This window comes from Vibrio sp. HS-50-1 (genome assembly GCF_024747315.1).
Lineage (GTDB): Bacteria > Pseudomonadota > Gammaproteobacteria > Enterobacterales > Vibrionaceae > Vibrio > Vibrio diabolicus.
This window is the reverse complement of record NZ_JAMPZF010000043.1, coordinates 107,206-126,082: the sequence shown is the minus strand read 5'-3', so window position 1 is coordinate 126,082 and position 18,877 is coordinate 107,206. Positions and strand designations below refer to the sequence as shown.

The 18,877-nt window shown below is 44.8% G+C and carries 14 protein-coding genes; 3 read left to right on the top strand and 11 right to left on the bottom strand.

The window, feature by feature from the left end:
• Nucleotides 1–112: 112 nt before the first annotated feature.
• Nucleotides 113–556 (top strand): DNA-directed RNA polymerase subunit beta, encoded by a 444-nt coding sequence (locus tag NDJ01_RS18935; RefSeq protein WP_258587142.1) that lies wholly within the window; start codon nucleotides 113–115, stop codon nucleotides 554–556.
• 90 nt (nucleotides 557–646) lie between these two features.
• On the opposite strand, the gene NDJ01_RS18930 is transcribed toward NDJ01_RS18935, so the two are convergent.
• On the bottom strand, nucleotides 647–955 hold the full coding sequence (locus NDJ01_RS18930; protein ID WP_005391432.1) for a DUF3622 domain-containing protein: 309 nt from the start codon (nucleotides 953–955) through the stop codon (nucleotides 647–649).
• A 294-nt stretch (nucleotides 956–1,249) separates the two neighbouring features.
• The gene (gene purL / locus NDJ01_RS18925; protein WP_258587141.1) at nucleotides 1,250–5,143 is read right to left on the bottom strand and encodes a phosphoribosylformylglycinamidine synthase; all 3,894 of its coding nucleotides are present in this window, start codon (nucleotides 5,141–5,143) and stop codon (nucleotides 1,250–1,252) included.
• A gap of 299 nt (nucleotides 5,144–5,442) precedes the next feature.
• On the opposite strand from purL, the gene mltF reads away from it, so the two are divergent.
• The gene (gene mltF, locus NDJ01_RS18920; RefSeq protein WP_257889601.1) at nucleotides 5,443–7,020 is read left to right on the top strand and encodes a membrane-bound lytic murein transglycosylase MltF; all 1,578 of its coding nucleotides are present in this window, start codon (nucleotides 5,443–5,445) and stop codon (nucleotides 7,018–7,020) included.
• 590 nt (nucleotides 7,021–7,610) lie between these two features.
• Here the strand turns inward: mltF and tadA are convergent.
• From tadA to NDJ01_RS18890, 6 genes are all read right to left on the bottom strand, one after another.
• The gene (gene tadA / locus NDJ01_RS18915; protein WP_373273872.1) at nucleotides 7,611–8,120 is read right to left on the bottom strand and encodes a tRNA adenosine(34) deaminase TadA; all 510 of its coding nucleotides are present in this window, start codon (nucleotides 8,118–8,120) and stop codon (nucleotides 7,611–7,613) included.
• 252 nt (nucleotides 8,121–8,372) lie between these two features.
• Entirely contained in the window at nucleotides 8,373–9,932 is a 1,560-nt protein-coding gene (locus tag NDJ01_RS18910; protein WP_005383758.1) for an AbgT family transporter, read from the bottom strand.
• Between the two features lie 288 nt (nucleotides 9,933–10,220).
• On the bottom strand, nucleotides 10,221–10,631 hold the full coding sequence (locus tag NDJ01_RS18905; protein WP_005381606.1) for a prepilin-type N-terminal cleavage/methylation domain-containing protein: 411 nt from the start codon (nucleotides 10,629–10,631) through the stop codon (nucleotides 10,221–10,223).
• A complete protein-coding gene (locus NDJ01_RS18900; RefSeq protein ID WP_257889602.1) occupies nucleotides 10,621–11,874 on the bottom strand; it encodes a hypothetical protein in 1,254 nt (417 codons plus the stop codon). Before NDJ01_RS18900 ends, NDJ01_RS18905 begins: the two co-directional genes overlap by 11 nt.
• Nucleotides 11,871–12,488, bottom strand: coding sequence for a PilW family protein (locus tag NDJ01_RS18895; protein WP_074190963.1), 618 nt, complete (start codon nucleotides 12,486–12,488; stop codon nucleotides 11,871–11,873). Before NDJ01_RS18895 ends, NDJ01_RS18900 begins: the two co-directional genes overlap by 4 nt.
• The gene (locus NDJ01_RS18890) at nucleotides 12,469–12,978 is read right to left on the bottom strand and encodes a GspH/FimT family pseudopilin (RefSeq protein WP_047010169.1); all 510 of its coding nucleotides are present in this window, start codon (nucleotides 12,976–12,978) and stop codon (nucleotides 12,469–12,471) included. Before NDJ01_RS18890 ends, NDJ01_RS18895 begins: the two co-directional genes overlap by 20 nt.
• A gap of 103 nt (nucleotides 12,979–13,081) precedes the next feature.
• Between NDJ01_RS18890 and NDJ01_RS18885 the strand changes: the two genes are divergently transcribed.
• Nucleotides 13,082–13,513 carry a type IV pilin protein gene (locus tag NDJ01_RS18885; protein ID WP_047010170.1) on the top strand — a complete coding sequence of 144 codons (432 nt, stop codon included), beginning with the start codon at nucleotides 13,082–13,084 and terminating at the stop codon, nucleotides 13,511–13,513.
• Between the two features lie 68 nt (nucleotides 13,514–13,581).
• Here NDJ01_RS18885 and dnaJ read toward each other — a convergent pair whose 3' ends face one another.
• The 3 genes from dnaJ to NDJ01_RS18870 form a co-directional block, all read right to left on the bottom strand.
• On the bottom strand, nucleotides 13,582–14,730 hold the full coding sequence (gene dnaJ, locus NDJ01_RS18880; protein WP_005391453.1) for a molecular chaperone DnaJ: 1,149 nt from the start codon (nucleotides 14,728–14,730) through the stop codon (nucleotides 13,582–13,584).
• 204 nt (nucleotides 14,731–14,934) lie between these two features.
• Nucleotides 14,935–16,848: a molecular chaperone DnaK gene (gene dnaK / locus NDJ01_RS18875; protein WP_048626076.1), complete on the bottom strand. Its 1,914-nt coding sequence runs from the start codon at nucleotides 16,846–16,848 to the stop codon at nucleotides 14,935–14,937.
• Between the two features lie 347 nt (nucleotides 16,849–17,195).
• Nucleotides 17,196–18,470: a dicarboxylate/amino acid:cation symporter gene (locus tag NDJ01_RS18870; protein ID WP_012842090.1), complete on the bottom strand. Its 1,275-nt coding sequence runs from the start codon at nucleotides 18,468–18,470 to the stop codon at nucleotides 17,196–17,198.
• Nucleotides 18,471–18,877: the final 407 nt, after the last annotated feature.

Sequence of the window (18,877 nt, the reverse complement as noted above, 5' to 3'; positions counted from 1 at the left end):
CTAAAAGATGCAGGGCAGACATTAACTGCCCTGCTATATCGTGTCCAACGGACATAATTGCACGCCGTTTTATTTACCAGTACTATCATTTCTTTTTGCTTGCATACACACTATGAACAACTTAAAAACACTGTTTCTTCTTGCTTGCTTCGTTCCAGCAAGTCAAAGCCTGGCACAGACTTCTGAGAGCATTGCTGACTACTTACAAGAGCAGAGTCAGCACCAAGTTATTGAGGATCATTACGCACAACCAACAACAAATAATCTGAATCTAGACACCAAAGCAAACGCGTTAACTTGGCATGAAGAAGAAAAGCCGGATCACTGTCGTTACGCCAAGCAGCCCAAAGACGTCACAACACATTTCGACTACGGTGAAGCAAACGATCTATCTGACGGATTGCAACACTTTGATTTACCAGAGAGGCACTCGGCAAAGGGCAAGTCAACACATCGCACTTATGCTAATAACCCTCACCTTCTTCCTGGCAATAAACAATTTGCAGCCCCTGAAGACGGTACGTTTAGTCTGTCAGTATCTTCGGATTGTTTTTAAGTCGATACAATAAAAAATGCCCTGAGACAAAGCTCAGGGCATTTTCACTTTTTGTTTGATGGGTGACGTCACCATCTCACCGACTTGAATCTATTCTTCGTCAGCGTCTACTTCAGCGTCACGTGCTTTGCGGGCTTCTTCTTTACGAACTTTTGCCGCTAGTTGTTCTGCTTCACGCTCTTGACGTTGCGCTGCTTTACGCTCGTTACGAACCACTTGGTTTTGGATAAAACCAGCCAGTTCTTGTTCAGCCCAAGCTTGTGCTTTCTCTTCGCTGTCAAAGCCAGTTTCACGCTTTGATACTACAGTCTTACGAGATGTCACTTGGCGAGTGATTTCTGCGCTCCAGCCGTTACGTTTTTCAGTGACGCGGATAGCAAATTTTGGATTCTTAGACATTTATTTCATTTCCTAAGGGATTTAGGGATCAATCAGGGATTCGGTCAACTTGATAACTCCATCTAAGCTGAGCTGTTTAACACCATCCCTTGGTAAGCGCGGTATTAGAGCATAAAAGTAATCTAAACGCTGCAAGTTTTTTACGCGAGATAATAGATGACAAAGAAGAGGCAGAACAAAGCAACGTTTAGCCTAGTCACGAGAAAGAGCGACGAAGAAAAAGAGCAATAAGAAAAAAGAAAGCGCTGGTCTCTCAACCAACGCTTTACTTAAGCTAGATTAACCTTTGGTTAATTAACCGATATTCTTACGGGCATTTTGGAACATACGCATCCAAGCGCCATTTTCACCCCAACCTTCCGGAGCCCAAGAGTTTGCAACTGTGCGGAATACGCGCTCTGGGTGAGGCATCATGATTGTCACGCGACCGTCTGCTGTTGTTAAGCCAGTAATCGCGTTTGGCGAACCGTTCGGGTTGTTCGGATATTGTTGCGTCGGGTTACCGAGGTTATCCACGTAACGAACCGCAACCGTACCTGATGCTTCAATCGCTGCTAGGTGCTCAGCATCACGTACTTCTACACGCCCTTCTCCGTGGGAAACCGCGATTGGCATGCGCGAACCTGCCATACCGTCGAAGAATACAGAATCAGATTTCTGAACTTCAACTAGGCTAAAGCGCGCTTCAAAACGCTCAGATTCGTTACGAACAAAACGTGGCCACAAGTCTGCACCCGGGATCAGCTCTTTCAGGTTAGAAAGCATCTGACAACCGTTACATACACCTAAAGAGAACGTCTCTTTACGGTTAAAGAAGGCTTGGAACTGTTCACGAGCTTGTGCGTTAAACAGGATAGACTTAGCCCAACCCTCACCCGCACCTAGTACGTCGCCGTAAGAGAAGCCACCACAAGCTACTAGGCCATGGTATTCATCTAGTACCGCTTGACCCGCTAGGATATCGCTCATATGAATATCGGTTGCTTCAAAACCTGCGCGGTCAAACGCTGCAGCCATTTCAACGTGGGAGTTAACACCCTGCTCACGTAGAATCGCCATCTTAGGTTTAGCACCTTTCGCAATGTACGGTGCTGCAACGTCTTCATTTACGTCGAAGCTGAGCTTAACGTTTAGACCAGGGTCAGAGTTGTCTTTCTTAGCTTCGTGCTCTTGGTCTGCACATGCTGGGTTATCTCGTAGCGCCTGCATCTTATGCGTTGTTTCAGCCCAGATAACGCGTAGTTCGGTACGTGAGCGTTCAAGCACAACTGCATCACCAGAAGAGATAATAAAGTCGTCTGAAGCGTTAACTGAACCAATCACATGTGAACATGCCTCTAAGCCGTTTGCCGCCAGAGTAGATAGAACTGAATCCAGATCATCATTCTTAACTTGAACAACCGCACCTAGCTCTTCGTTAAATAGAACGGCTAGCGCATCGTCACCCAGCTCTGCGATGTTCGCTTTTACGCCACAGTGACCCGCGAATGCCATCTCAGCAAGCGTTACAAATAGACCACCATCACCTTTATCGTGGTAAGCAACCAGTTTGTCATCACGAACCAGTGTTTGCATTGCATCAAAGAAGCCTTTTAGCTGCTCAGCGTTATCTACGTCAGCAGGTTTGTCACCCAGCTGTTTGTATACTTGTGCCAATGCTGTCGCACCTAAGCGGTTTTTGCCGTTACCCAAGTCAACAAGAACTAGAGAAGTATCGCCTTTGTCAGTGCGTAGTTGTGGAGTCACGGTCTTACGTACGTCTTCCACACGACCAAATGCCGTGATAACTAGCGACAGTGGAGAAGTGACTTCTTTACTCTCGCCGTTCTCTTCCCACTTGGTTTTCATCGACATGGAGTCTTTACCAACTGGGATCGTCAAACCTAATGCAGGACAGAGCTCTTCACCCACCGCTTTGACTGCTTCATAAAGACCTGCATCTTCACCTGGGTGACCCGCTGGCGACATCCAGTTCGCAGACAGTTTAATGTGTTTAATATCACCGATGTCTGTTGCCGCAATGTTCGTTAGTGACTCACCAACCGCTAGGCGAGCCGATGCACCAAAGTCTAGTAATGCCACTGGCGTGCGCTCACCCATCGACATTGCTTCGCCGTGGTAAGTGTCATAGCTTGCCGCTGTTACTGCACAGTTTGCTACTGGTACCTGCCAAGGGCCAACCATTTGATCACGAGCAACCAGACCCGTTACTGTTCGGTCACCGATAGTAATTAGGAATGTTTTTTCTGCAACCGCTGGAAGACGAAGTACGCGATCCACCGCTTCATTAAGCTCAATACCATCACGAACAATGGCAGGGCTTTCCACCTTTAGTGTGGTTGCGTCGCGGTGCATCTTCGGTGGCTTACCAAGCAGGATATCCATTGGCATATCGATTGGCGTATTGTCGAAGTGAGAATCTTCTAGCGTTAGATGACGCTCTTCAGTTGCTACACCCACCACTGCATATGGTGCGCGTTCACGCTTACAGATTGCATCGAATGCTTCCATGTTTTCTGGCGCTACCGCAAGAACGTAACGTTCCTGTGATTCATTACACCAAATTTCTAGCGGACTCATGCCCGGCTCATCGTTTGGTACATCGCGTAATTGGAACTTACCGCCACGCTCACCGTCGTCGACAAGTTCAGGCAATGCGTTAGAGATACCGCCCGCACCCACATCGTGGATAAATGCGATTGGGTTGTCGTCGCCTAGCTGCCAACAACGGTCGATCACTTCCTGACAGCGACGCTCCATCTCTGGGTTTTCACGCTGTACTGAAGCAAAGTCCAGATCTTCTGCTGACTGACCAGACGCCATTGAGGACGCCGCGCCACCACCAAGACCGATGTTCATTGCCGGACCACCAAGTACGATTAAGCTCGCACCCACTGGAATTTCTTTCTTCTGCACGTGTTCGTCACGAATGTTACCCATACCACCAGCAATCATGATTGGTTTGTGGTAACCACGGATTTCTTCACCCGCATGAGAAGTGACTTTTTCTTCGTAAGTACGGAAGTAACCCAATAGATTTGGACGACCAAATTCGTTGTTGAATGCCGCGCCGCCTAGAGGACCTTCAAGCATGATGTCTAGCGCGTTAACAATACGACCTGGCTTGCCAAAGTCGGTTTCCCATGGCTGTTCAAAACCAGGAATACGTAAGTTAGAGGTTGTAAAACCAACCAGACCCGCTTTTGGCTTACCGCCGATACCCGTCGCGCCTTCGTCACGGATCTCACCGCCTGAACCAGTCGATGCGCCCGGCCATGGAGAGATTGCCGTTGGGTGGTTGTGCGTCTCTACCTTCATCAAGATGTGTGCATCTTCATGGTGGTAAGTATATTGGCGTGATTTTGGATCTGGGAAGAAACGACCCGCTTTAGAACCCGTCATAACGGCCGCGTTGTCTTTGTATGCAGACAGTACATAGTCAGGTGTCGTTTCGAACGTGTTTTTGATCATTTTGAACAGAGACTTAGGTTGATCTACCCCGTCGATAGTCCAATCTGCGTTAAAAATTTTGTGGCGACAGTGCTCTGAGTTCGCCTGAGCAAACATCATCAATTCAATGTCGTTTGGGTTACGCCCAAGCTTAGTAAAGTTCTCTACCAAGTAATCAATTTCATCTTCTGCGAGTGCCAAGCCTAGGGAAACGTTTGCTTCCTCAAGCGCAAGACGACCGCCCGCTAAGATATCAACATGCGCCACTGGCTTAGGCTCAGCGACTGTAAACAGCGCTGACGCAGCTTCAAATTCTGTAAATACCGTTTCCATCATGCGGTCATGAATTAACGCTTTGACATCGCCAACTTGAGCTTCTGATAGAACAACTGAAGATTCGACATAATAAGCCGTACCGCGCTCTAGACGTTTCACTTTATCCAAGCCACAGTTAACAGCGATATCGGTAGATTTAGAAGACCAAGGCGAGATAGTGCCTGGACGAGGCGTAACAAGAAATAGAAGACCTTCTGGCTCATGCTCTTCGATGGTTGGGCCGTAAGTTAGTAACTTTTCAAGTTTTTCTAACTCTTGGTCATCAAGGTCAGACTTTAGATCGGCAAAGTGCATAAACTCGGCATAAATGCCAGTTACAGGCAGATCTTGTTCACGACAAAGTTCCAGTAGTTTATTAACACGAAACTCAGAAAGAGCTGGGGAGCCACGCAAAATTCTCATGTGCTTAGGTCTCTTATGCAATTGATTAAGGTGATATTGGAATAAATTCAGACGCTTAAAATAAGCCCTGTCGAACCTATGCCGATTCCACCTCGTCATTGCGAGCGCATTATATAGCAATTGTTTTTGTGATGTAACACCAAAAGCAACCGTTTGCGTCATTTTTTTTGTCAAATTTGAATTACGGCTAAAATGTCGATAAAACACACAATGTCACGCTATAAGTGTGTGATTCACTTTGCCCCATGAGCTCGCTTTGATATAAAGGCAAATAGAAATTTCCTAAGATGTACCTATTAATGCAAATAAGCCAGCTCAACCGACTCAAGCGCAGCGCCCTAATTTTTGTTTCTGTGCTACTACTCTCTGCCTGCCAGATTGAGTCGGAACCCAAAAGTGAATTCGAAAAAATTCAGGAACGTGGCGTGCTTCGTGTTGGCACGCTAAACAATCAGCTTTCCTATTATATTGGTCCCGATGGTCCCGCTGGGTTGGATTACGAATTGGCGCGTCAGTTTGCGGAGCAGCTCGGCGTCAAGCTCGAGATTAAACCGGCCTTTCGCCAAGCCGAGCTTTTTCCTGCTCTTAAGAAAGGAGATATTGATCTCATCGCTACGGGCTTAAATCAAACGTCACAAGCGGTAAAACGCTTTAGACCTGGCCCTGCTTATTATTATGTAAGCCAACAAGTTGTGTATAAAAAGGGGCAACTTCGACCACGTGATATCGAACAGCTGATTGAATACCAAGCATCGAAAGACAGCGAATCTGACGAAGATACAAATGCAGGCGCGCAAACATTAAAGATCGTCGAACAATCGCAATATGTTCCGACCCTAACCGCATTAAAGAAGCAATACCCAGAGCTGCAGTTTGAAATTGTTGGCGATGCTGACACGAGAGACTTACTTAAATATGTATCCACTGGTGAGTTGCGTTTTACTGTGACTGACTCTGTGGAACTTTCCCTAGCTCAGCGCCTTTATCCCGATCTTGCGCTCGCGTTTGAACTTACAGAAGATCAACCAGTATCGTGGTTTACTCGACGCTCTGAAGACGAAAGTTTGTATGCGATGCTGATAGAGTTTTTCGGTAACATTAAACAATCAGGAGAACTGTCCACTCTCGAAGAGAAGTACATTGGTCATATTGAAGCATTTGACTACGTTGATACTCGCGCATTCATTCGAGCTCTGGATGACAAATTGCCTAAGTGGGCACCTTTATTCCAAAAGTACAGCGAAGAGTTCGACTGGCGCTTAATTGCAGCATTGGCGTATCAAGAATCACACTGGAAGCCAGCGGCAAAATCGCCAACAGGTGTTAGAGGGATGATGATGCTTACTCTGCCAACAGCGAAAAGCGTCGGGGTAACAAATCGTTTAGACCCTGAGCAATCTGTTCGTGGTGGTGTCGAGTACTTACGTCGCATTGTAGGTCGCGTGCCTGATAGCATCAACGAGCATGAAAAAATATGGTTTGCTCTGGCTTCATACAACATTGGCTACGGCCACATGATGGACGCACGGCGACTTACTAAAGCGCAAGGTGGCGATCCAAACGCTTGGGCAGATGTAAAAGACAGATTGCCTTTACTGCGTCAGAAGCGTTACTACAGTCAAACTCGCTATGGGTACGCCAGAGGTGATGAAGCGCGTAATTACGTAGAAAATATTCGACGTTATTATCAATCCATCATTGGTCATGTCAGCCAAAGACCAGCGATTGATGAGAATAGCGATGACTTACAAGTGATTCCGCCGCTCAACCCTGACATTTTGATATCAGGAGCAGTAGAGACCGTTGTAGAGCAAGTATCAGGTGCTTCTGACGTCACAGTTGAAGAAGACACCGAACAAGAAAGCCCTGAAGAATAGACCCGCGGTAAACTAAAAAATGACGAGCCTATGAAGCTCGTCATTTTTGTTGAGTCCTAGCGAAAACTTATCTAGAATCCAAGACTCTGAGTGACACCAACCACACTCAACCATTCCTTTGGTTGGTCGCCTTTTTTTCACCGTTAGTTAAACTGATTGCTTTGTAACAGATTGCTTGCTTCGTAACCACACGGTTTAGCTCACTGATGAAGCGGCGCTTTCGGCTACACTCGGCCGAAGTAACGTCACTCCTATTATTAAGTATCGTATTGAAATTGTTTGCTGGCTCTGTGCAATGCAGAAGTCAAATGAAGAACGTTAAACCATCAAATGTTTAGTGCGATTATCGAGCCTATTGCCAAGCATCGATGAGCCGCGCTTTACTGGTATAAGTCTTGTCTGCAGGAGGTTTTGAATATGAGAAGACGTAGAGTGCAGTCAAAGCGTTTAAATAACACAGTAGCTGCTATCCGACGTAAACGTAAACTGACATGTATGAAAAAGAAAGTAAGTTCACGTAATCGTGTTTTTGTACACTTAGTCAATCACTAGTACGTTCAGGCAAACATCTACCCCGTAGTAGATGTTTGCTAACTCTCACTATTTCCATAGTTTTGTCCACTCTCTCCATTTTCTAATGCTTTTTGTGCTTGTTTCTTCGCTTTAATTTCCTTTCGGCGACGCTTAAAAAACGCTTGTAGCTGAGTACGGCACTCATCTTCTAGTAGCCCCTTTTCAACCAAGGCGTAATGGTAAGCAGCTTGGCTTTCAAACAAATTAAGCACTGTTCCTGCAGCTCCAGCTTTTAAATCTGGCGCTCCAAAAACGACCCGCTTAACGCGGCTATGCAATAAGGCTCCTGCACACATTGGGCATGGCTCAAGTGTTACATACAAAGTCGTATCCAGAAGGCGGTAATTTTCTAGCTTTTGGCCTGCTTTACGCAGTGTTTGAATCTCAGCATGTGCGGTAGCGTCATTAGTACCAATAGAGCGATTCCACCCCTCAGCGATAATTTCACCATCTTTGACAAGCACTGCGCCGACAGGTACTTCCCCCTCTGCTTCTGCTTGCTCAGCAAGCACCATCGCTCTGCGCATAAACAATTCATCTTGAGGGGTAAACGGATGGTTAGACAAAGGAGGCTCCAAAGAAACAAAAAACGATTGAATTCAGGAATTTTATCACTAACTTCGGTTTCACTACAGCAACACATCACGGGGCAAAGTTTGCTACTCCAAAAAGCCTAGTTACAAGATCTATCAATGTTCGTTTTGCGATAACAAAAAAGCGCAGATCGAAGACCTGCGCTTTTCGGCTGCCAATTAGCGGCTTTCACACCCTACACGTTTTTACATTGTGTAAGTGTAAGGAGCTTGAATGCCTAGCGGGATACCTACCATCCAATAAGCAACTAGGAAGATAGACCAACCGATCAGCATTGCGATCGAGAATGGCATCATTAGTGACGCAAGCGTACCGATACCAGCCGACTTCACATAACGCTGACAGTAAACCACTACAAGAGGGAAAAATACCATTAGAGGCGAAATGATGTTCGATACAGAGTCACCCACACGGTAAGCCGCTTGAGATAGCTCAGGCGAGATACCAACCGCCATTAGCATTGGCACTAGGATTGGACCAATTAAAGCCCATTTTGCCGATGCCGAACCAATAAGTAGGTTTACAGACGCGGTTAGAAGGATCATACCGATGATAGTCACTTCACCTGGTAGGTTCATCGCTTTTAAGCCTTCTGCGCCATACAACGCTAGCATCGTACCGATGTTTGACTGAGCAAATGCAGATAGGAACTGAGCACAGAAGAACGACATTACAATGTATGCGCCCATGGTCGACATAGTATCAGCCATCGCTTTGATAATGTCGTTGCTGGTCTTGAACGTACCTGACACTTTACCGTAAACGTAACCAGGAATGATAAACAGAATAAAGATCAGCGGAACGATAGACTTCATGATCGGTGCTGAGAAGGCCGTAATTTCACCTTCAGGCGAGCGTAGCGCTGATGTTTCTGGAATTAATGCTGCAACAAGTAAGGCAATACCCGCCATCATTGCCCAACCAGCATAACGAAATGCTTTTGATTCCAGTTCAGTAAATGAGCCTAGGTTTGGCGCAGTTTCCGCATCGTCATCAATTGGCATTTTTGACAAACGAGGCTCAATGATTTTTTCTGTCACGTACCAACCAATCGCTACAATAATGATGGAAGATAGGCCAGTAAAGAAGATGTTCGCTAATGGGTTAACCACGTATTCAGGATCAAGAACCTGCGCCGCGGTTTGCGTAAAGCCTGCAAGTAGTGGATCGATACCAGAAGGGATAAAGTTTGCAGAGAAGCCACCAGATACACCTGCAAATGCTGCCGCAATACCCGCTAGAGGGTGACGACCTGCCGCATGGAAGATAATACCGCCCAGAGGAATAACCAGAACATAGCCTGCATCTGCCGCAGTATGCGACACAATAGCAACCAAAATAAGCATTGGAGTAAGAAGCTTAGCTGGCGTGAAGTTCAGCATCTTCTTAAGACCCGTCGTAATAAAGCCCGAAGAGTCTGCAACGCCCACACCTAGCATCGCGACAAGTACGATACCCAGTGGCGCAAAACCTGTAAAGGTAGTCACCATGTTCGCAAGGAAACTTGCTAGCGCTTCGCCCGTAAGTAAGTTGGTGATAGTAAGAGCTTCGCCCGTTCGAGGGTTTGGAAGATCGAATGATACATTCGACAAAAGTGCTGACGCCGCCCAAGTAATGATCAATGCCCAGAAGAACAAAATCGCAGGATCAGGGATTTTGTTACCTGTCCTCTCGATAAAGTTTAAAAAGCGCTCCATCCCGCTCGGCTTCGATGATGGTGCCTTATTTACAGCTTGGTTACTCATGGTAACTCCATAGTGAATGATGTTGGTGCCAAGGCCTATTTGAGTAATTATGACGGCCTACTATCCAACGAGTATTCTAGTAAACACTAATGGAGAAAGCACAAGGTTCTATATTTTTTTTCATAATTGGAGACATATTTTGCAAAAACACCACTTCAATTAAACATAATAAAAACAGTAGCACATCAACTCGATTAACAGTTCAAAAACCATTTATTAACCGTGACAAATCCGGTATCAAACAGGAATTACACCCGCATTTGTCTCAGCGCATGCATGCAATTGAACTTAGTTTTCGAATTCACTGTATTGTGAGATCATCGTTTTAAGCTGAACTGATCGCGTCTCGCCGATTCTATCCTTCCAGCTAGAGGTAATAGTGATAGTTTTCAGTGTTCCTGAAACCGTGGCAGCTGGAACTTCCCACTCGACGACATAAGATCCAGTAACAGAAGAGCCTGTTGCAATAGAAGCAAAATTTGCAGGTGTGATGGTAGACATCGCCGCAGAAGCACCACGCGTCCGGAACCATTCGAGCTGGTTTTCTGCTAGACGCAGTGCTTCAATACTTTTTATGGCATATTCGGATTCGCGTTCTAGATACACGTTTAGCTTCGTTAAACCTAGAGCCCCAACACCGATAAGCAGAAAAGAAATTAGAACTTCAAGAAGGTTAAAACCTTTTTGTTTAGAGATCATTCCAAGAGCCCTTCTTCCATCTAGGAATTGCATGCGCATTCCTTGAATTGTCTATCACATCTTTATTGTATCTAAAGTCCAAAGAATCGAAGAAAACCGCTGCCTGATCTTCACTATCAAAATATTGACCACCAGATACCGTAAAAGAACCATGCTGATAATAAGAAGCTATTGTCCTGTATGAGTCTTCTACAACACTTGGCACATGATTTAGGTGAGCATTGGCTTCGAACCCAACCCAATCCGCTGTTGCCGGAGCATAATCATGATTGAAATGAAACAAGACCCCTTTAAACTTATTTGATGTAGCGCCGGAGCTCGGTGGTCCCATCACGGAGAAAAGACCATCATGAATGAGCACTGTTACGCCATTGGTCGATGATGTAGCATTCACCAAATCATTGTATTCCGATTGCTTGATTTCACAGCTCCCTTCAACCCATAAATGATGCTTCCCTGACTGAATTTCTGCTGTTAAAGCAGCACCACAATTAGGTATGCCACCAGCCACTGAGCCCGTCATAACATGAAATACACCATTATCTCGGACATCGTTATGCTCTTCAGCCTTTACTCCAAAGAAGGATTCAAATGGCTTTAAATCTGTATCTTGAGTAAAATCATCACCAGCACCAACCCCGCCAACACTAGATGAGAGATGACGGTTTGCCGTCGTGTTTGCACAATCTTTATTTGTAGGGTTGTTAAAATCGGCATAGGGAGACTCTCCATGAATTACGCCTTTATTATCAACTGAAGAGGAGTAAAAGCGCTTTTTATACCTTAACGCAATACACTCCCACCCATCGCTGCTCAATTCCCCTGGATCTGGAGTAGAAAACGTTGCACTAGAATGAAAATAAATGTCGGCACTAGACTGCATTGCACCATAGCTCAAGTTACCTCCCAAAATAATCTCCTTACTAATGCTTGTAAATCCAACATTAGAAGTAACCAAATACCCATTGGAAGTACTCGTAAAATTCGGAACCGTCCAAAGCCCTGAGCCACAATCTGTTATTACTGCAGGTACAATATTACTAACTCTAAATTGCGCCCATGCACATTCAACACCTCCTTCAGCTAACCAATGTGCTTGTCGAGATTTTATTTCGTTTTGCGCAACTTTTATTTGAAAAAATACACCTTTGGATGATGCTAATGATGCAATTAAAGCAAGTAATAAAAGTATAGAAGTCACAAGCAAAGTGGTATAACCGGAATAGTTATATTTAGATGTCATTGCCAATTCCTTTGTTTGATAGAAAACTCCGCGACTTCACTAAAGACTCCATCAATCGTTTGCAAACCTAACTTAACGTTCGTGACCGAACTTACATTTCCTCCATTAGTCACTGTTTCTGAACTAACGGTGAATTGGGTAACTTGGAAAATATCATCATCAAATAGAGAACGACAAAAATCTATACCATCAAAAGATAATATTTGTGTTTGAGACACAACGCCTTTTTCACATATAAAAAACCGAGTATCTCTCTTCTCATACTTAATATTTCGATAGTCTTCATTGGCAGCTGAGTCTTCTTTAAAATACACAAAACCAACAGAAGAGGCGCCGCTCAGCATTATGGTTCCTGTAGCTCCGGATAATTTGAGTGAACTACCGTTCCCACCATCATAACCTGCTCTTTGAATATCTTCTTTCATAACAGATAAAGTAATATTAAGACCTTGCAATAAATTTAGCTCTAAGCTTTTTTCTTTTGCTGTTTTTTGTAAAGTCAAGAATATAGAGCCCACTACACTAAGAACAATTAACCCAATTAAAGAACTAATCATTAATTCAATTAAAGAGCTACCTATTTGATAGCGTTTGTTAGCACTGATGGTAATCATATAACTTCGCTCCAGAATTACTACAAATCTTAATCCTCCCAGGAGGGTTTGAGAGCTTTGCTTGTAGTTTTATGTTTTGAGCATTGGTTGGGAAAAACTCTATATTTCCTCCTTGGGGCCGTCCACGGACCTCATCGAAGCTTATTTTTTGATTATCGTAACTGTGCTTCAAAGATAATTCAGAGTATGCGGAGCCGGAAAGGTTTAAGATTACTCCCCCTGAGCCGCTAGATGAGTCAGTTAACTGTAGAGACCATGCACCTTGACTGACAACAACGTTTTTAGCCATTGAGAAATGTATATATAACTTTTGATTTCTCATTACCGCCTCTGACTTACTTTGGCTTAGAAAACCAGCTAATTCAGTTGCCAATCGCTGCATTTGCACAGTTTGTGAAACACGGCTAAAGCTTGGAGCTGCAAACGCCAATATAATACTCAGTACAGCAACAGTAATAAGAAGCTCCAACAACGTAAACCCGCGAGGCATTTCCCAAATTCCTATGTAAACGGCAAAAGGGCCGTAATTCATCTTGCACAGATGCTATCACCTGCCAAAAATAGGCGGAAAAGTGAAAAGGAAACTACTCGTGATGATTCGAATTTCTCGCTGTAACAGCTACAAAAAAAGATTGGGAGGGATGACATTGATCGAATTACTGATAGCCGTAGTGATTGTCGGGATCATTGCGGCTGTCGCCTACCCTTCTTACACCAATCATGTAATTAAGTCTCATAGGACGGTTGCCTTGAGCGATCTTAGTCGAATTCAGCTAGAGCTAGAGACATCTTATGATGGTGGGTACGACTGGAGTCATATTATCTCTGGAGGCACATGCACTCTATGTGATTCAGACACAGATAGATTTTCTTTCAATATTGCGAGCTCTGCAAGTACGGCCTATACCATTACAGCAACAGCAAAATCGGCTCTGGGACAAGACGACGACGAGTGCTTGACTGGCGCTAAAACGATTACTTTAACGTCAACAAATGTCGAAGAACCAAGTGATTGCTGGAATTAGAAGAACACCGAGATGCAAAAAGGCCTGCATTTTAGCAGGCCTTTGTATTTGTGCTTTTCACTAACGTCTTAGCTGGTTAAATCATCAAAGAACTTTTTCACACCGTTGAAAAAGCCTTCTGATTTAGGCTTATGCTTTGTCGCCGCTTCACCACCACAAGACTCTTCAAACTCTTTGAGCAGTTCTTTTTGGCGTGAGCTTAGGTTTACTGGTGTTTCAACAACCAACTTAACAATCAAGTCACCGATACCGCCACCGCGGACGCCTTTCACACCTTTACCACGCATGCGGAACATACGACCTGTTTGCGTTTCTGAAGGCACTTTTAGGCTTACGCGACCATCTAGAGTTGGTACCTCAACTTCACCACCTAGAGCCGCCATCGCAAAGCTTACAGGCACTTCACAGTATAGGTTGTTACCATCACGTTCGAAGATATGGTGCTCTTTCACGTGCACTTGTACATACAAGTCACCCGCTGGTGCTCCCATTTCTCCCGCTTCACCTTCGCCAGATAGACGAATACGGTCGCCAGTATCAACACCTGCTGGGATCTTAACGTTAAGTGTTTTAGTTTTCTGCTTACGACCTTGACCATGACACTCATTACAAGGGTCTTTAATGATCTTGCCTTTACCGTGACAGGTTGGGCAGGTTTGTTGCACTGCGAAGAAGCCTTGGCGCATCTGTACTTGACCATGACCATGACAGGTACCACATGTTTCAGCAGATGAGCCTTTCTTCGCGCCACTACCATCGCAGGTATCACAGTGTACGAGTGTTGGTACTTCGATCTCTTTCGTTACACCACGAACCGCCTCTTCTAGCGTCAATTCCATGTTGTAACGTAAGTCCGCACCACGTTGAGCACGGTGACCACCACCGCCACGACGACCACCACCAAAAATGTCGCCGAATACATCGCCAAAGATGTCGCCGAAATCAGCACCGCCGCCACCAAAGCCGCCGCCACCGAAACCACCGCCGCCTTGTTCAAAAGCAGCATGACCGTACTGGTCGTACGCCGCTTTCTTTTGAGGGTCGGTCAGAACTTCGTACGCTTCTTTTACTTCTTTAAACTTGTCCGCCGCAGACTCATCACCCTGGTTTCGGTCTGGGTGGAATTTCATCGCTAGACGCTTGTACGCCTTTTTGATATCGCGCTCTGAGGCATCACGGCTTACGCCTAATACTTCGTAAAAATCACGTTTTGACATGTTCTTCGTCACCAGTTAATTACTACAAACGGCATCGATTCACCGCTTGGTGTTTGTATCGTTCTAGGTAAGTGCACTTATCCGCAACATACTTAACTAGAAAGACAGCGTTTACAAACAGACGGGCGTAAGAGTTGCCCCAAACGCCCGCACACGAAGTCTTATCGACCCCAGATGGCTTTGCAGCCATCTGGTTAAGAAATATTATTTCTTGTCGTCTTTAACTTCTTCGAACTCAGCATCTACAACGTCGTCTTCTTTAGACTGTGCACCGGCGTCAGCACCTTGTGCTTGCTGCGCTTGAGCTTGTTGTTGAGCGATTTCCATCAGTTTTTGAGAAGCTGTCATTAGTGCTTGAACTTTAGCATCGATAGCTTCTTTGTCTTCGCCTTTGCGCGCTGTTTCTAGCTCAGAAATTGCTGCTTCAATCTTCTCTTTCTCTTCTGCAGGTAGTGCTTCACCAGCTTCTTCTACTTGCTTACGAGTACCGTGAATCATTTGGTCAGCTTGGTTACGTGCAGTTGCTAGCTCTTCGAACTTTTTGTCCGCTTCTTTGTTAGCTTCTGCTTCTTGAACCATTTTCTCGATGTCTTCATCGCTTAGACCGCCAGAAGCTTGGATAGTGATCTTCTGCTCTTTACCAGTCTGCTTGTCTTTCGCTGACACGTGTAGGATACCGTCCGCATCAAGGTCAAAAGTAACCTCGATTTGTGGCATACCACGTGGTGCAGGCTGGATGCCTTCTAGGTTGAATTGACCTAGAGACTTGTTGTACATCGCTTGTTTACGCTCACCTTGTAGAACGTGGATAGTAACTGCGCTCTGGTTGTCTTCCGCTGTAGAGAAAACTTGGTTCGCTTTAGTTGGGATAGTTGTGTTCTTCTCAACTAACTTAGTCATTACGCCACCCATTGTCTCGATACCTAGAGACAGTGGAGTTACGTCTAGTAGTAGTACGTCTTTAACGTCACCAGCAAGTACACCACCTTGAACTGCAGCACCCATTGCTACTGCTTCGTCAGGGTTTACGTCACGGCGCGCTTCTTTACCAAAGAACTCAGCAACTTTCGCTTGAACCATTGGCATACGAGTCTGACCACCAACTAGGATTACGTCAGTGATGTCGTTTACTGATAGATCAGCGTCAGCTAGAGCTACTTTTAGTGGCTCAAGAGAGCGTTGTACTAGGTCTTCAACTAGAGATTCTAGTTTTGCACGAGTCACTTTAATGTTCATGTGCTTAGGACCAGTTGCATCTGCAGTAACGTAAGGTAGGTTTACGTCAGTTTGAGAAGTAGAAGAAAGCTCGATTTTCGCTTTTTCTGCTGCTTCTTTAACACGCTGCATTGCTAGTGGATCGTTCTTAAGATCGATACCTTGTTCTTTCTTAAACTCGTCTACTAAGTAGTTGATTAGACGGTTATCAAAGTCTTCACCACCAAGGTGAGTATCACCGTTAGTCGCTAGAACTTCGAATGTTTTCTCGCCTTCAACTTCATCGATTTCGATGATAGAGATATCGAATGTACCACCACCAAGGTCGTATACCGCGATAGTGCGATCGCCGCCTTTCTTATCAAGACCGTAAGCTAGCGCTGCTGCTGTTGGTTCGTTGATGATACGTTTAACTTCTAGACCTGCGATACGGCCAGCATCTTTTGTAGCTTGACGCTGAGCATCGTTAAAGTAAGCAGGTACTGTGATAACTGCGCCAGTTACTTCCTCACCAAGGAAATCTTCAGCAGTTTTCTTCATTTTCTTAAGAACTTCAGCAGAAACCTGAGGAGCCGCCATTTTTTGGCCTTTTGCTTCTACCCAAGCGTCACCGTTGTCAGCCTTAACAATTTTGTAAGGCATGATTTGGATGTCACGCTGAACTTCTTCGTCTTCAAAACGACGACCGATTAGACGCTTAATTGCAAATAGCGTGTTTTCTGGGTTAGTTACTGCTTGACGTTTCGCAGGTTGACCTACTAGCGTCTCACCGTCAGTGTAAGCAATAACCGATGCAGTAGTACGTTCGCCCTCTGCGTTTTCAATTACACGTGGTTTGTCGCCGTCTAATACAGCAACACATGAGTTAGTAGTACCTAAGTCAATACCAATGATTTTACCCATCTGGCTATCTCCGAATAAATTCTATTTTCGTTTGGTTATAACCCCAATGTGGGGGGAGGAGAATCGGGTTTCAACCCTTGCTCACAAACAAAAATAATCAATGTTTGCTTCTCTATGCCACATAGATAAGGGCGGCAAAATGCTTTTCAAGGGCAGAATTAAAAAAAAGCGTCTTTTTTCGAAATTTATGTGTTTCTTTCTGATTAGTTGGGAACTCGTCACACTGCTGTAGCGCAACAAAACACCATTTCTCAGGTAAATGTATTTATGCCCGACTCTTCCTAAACAAAAAACGAGCTCATAAGAGCTCGTTTCAATATTAGGGTTAAAATAAATGATTCAAGGCATTAAGCGTTCGCTTGAGCAGGCTCAGCGTCAACGCCTTCTTCTTTACCAATCTCACCTTCTGTTTTTGCCACAATGGTGTTCACTGCCGTGTCGCCCACAACGTTTGAAGACGTACAGAACATGTCATTAATACGGTCAACCGCAGCAATAATTGCCAAGCCTTCAGGTGGTAAGCCTAGTTGGTGAAGCAAAACGCCTACCATTACCACGCCGCCTCCAGGAACGCCACCAGCACCAATAGATAATAGAAGAATAGTTAAACCAAGCGTGAAGATGTCTGCGGTGTTAATTGGCTGGCCAAAAGCGTTCGCAACAAACATCGTTGCTAGAGCAATATAGATAGACACACCAGACATGTTCATCGTTGCGCCCAGTGGTACACCGAAGCCAGCAACCGATTTAGAGACCTGAAGCTTTTCTGTCAGTGTTCGCATCGTTACCGGGATAGTCGCGTTTGAGCTCGCGGTAGATAAAGAGAACAGAATCTGCTCACGAGTTGCACGTAGGAAAGTCTTTGGAGAGGTCCCTGTCGCAAGACTTACTGCCATTGGATAGAAGAAGAAGATCCAGAACACCAACATCGCAACCACCAAGGCCACATAACCAGCCACGGACATCAATGTATTGGCGTTTAGTGTTGCACCCAATTGAATCATTAGCGCGAACACACCATATGGCGCAAGACTCATCACTAACCCAACCAGTTTCATCATGATTTCATTTGCCATTTTGAACGTGCGGATGGCAGGACCACCACGAGAATCCAAAGCTTGAATTGCAAGACCTGTCAGAATTGCCATGAAGATGATTTGCAGCATGTCGCCGTTAGCAAACGCTTGTACTGGGTTGCTAGGAACAATGTTAACAACTAGAGAGAAAATGTCCGGCGTTTCTGTCGTCGTCAGCTGTACGGCCTCAGATACCGTTCCTGCCAGATTAGCACCCGCTCCTGGCTGGAAAATCAAACCAACAGTCAAAGCCGCCGTAATCGCAATGATGGTGTTAAGAATGTAGAGGGTAAAAGTTTTTCCACCAAGACGACCAAATGCACTGATGTCTTTCAAGTCAACAATGCCGCATACGATTGAAACGTAAACTAAAGGAACAACAAGCAATTTGATCAGCGAGACAAACATGCCGCCAACGCCTTCTGCTGCTCCAAGTAGGTATGTATCAAAAATCGCAATACCGCTAAATAAGTACTGAATTGCTGTTCCGAGCACAAGGCCGGCAAACAAGCCTATAAAAATCTTACTAGAAAGCGATTTATCCATTATAAATCTCCGATATGTTGTGTTTGCTATTTACATCTTTGTAGTTATATATGCTTACTTTTAAAGCATTAGTCGCAAATCATACACACGAAGGTTACAAAATAAAGTGATAATTTACATTTTTGTTAACGGAATTGTTGTAGAAAAAATGACTATCTTTACATTCCTATGCAGGACAAACATTCACACAACGAATGATTACAATTACTTATAGCCCTCTTCGTTCATAAACACGCAGTGAGATGAGAAGAAATCTCCTATAGGAAAATAATTAACCAATAAGAAAAAATATGAAGGGGATCAAACTTCCATTTTATCGATATACAATGAAGCTCATTACAACAACTTACGTTTAAAACAAAAAAGCGCCCATCAAAAAATGATGGGCGCTTTATATTTGAAAACAG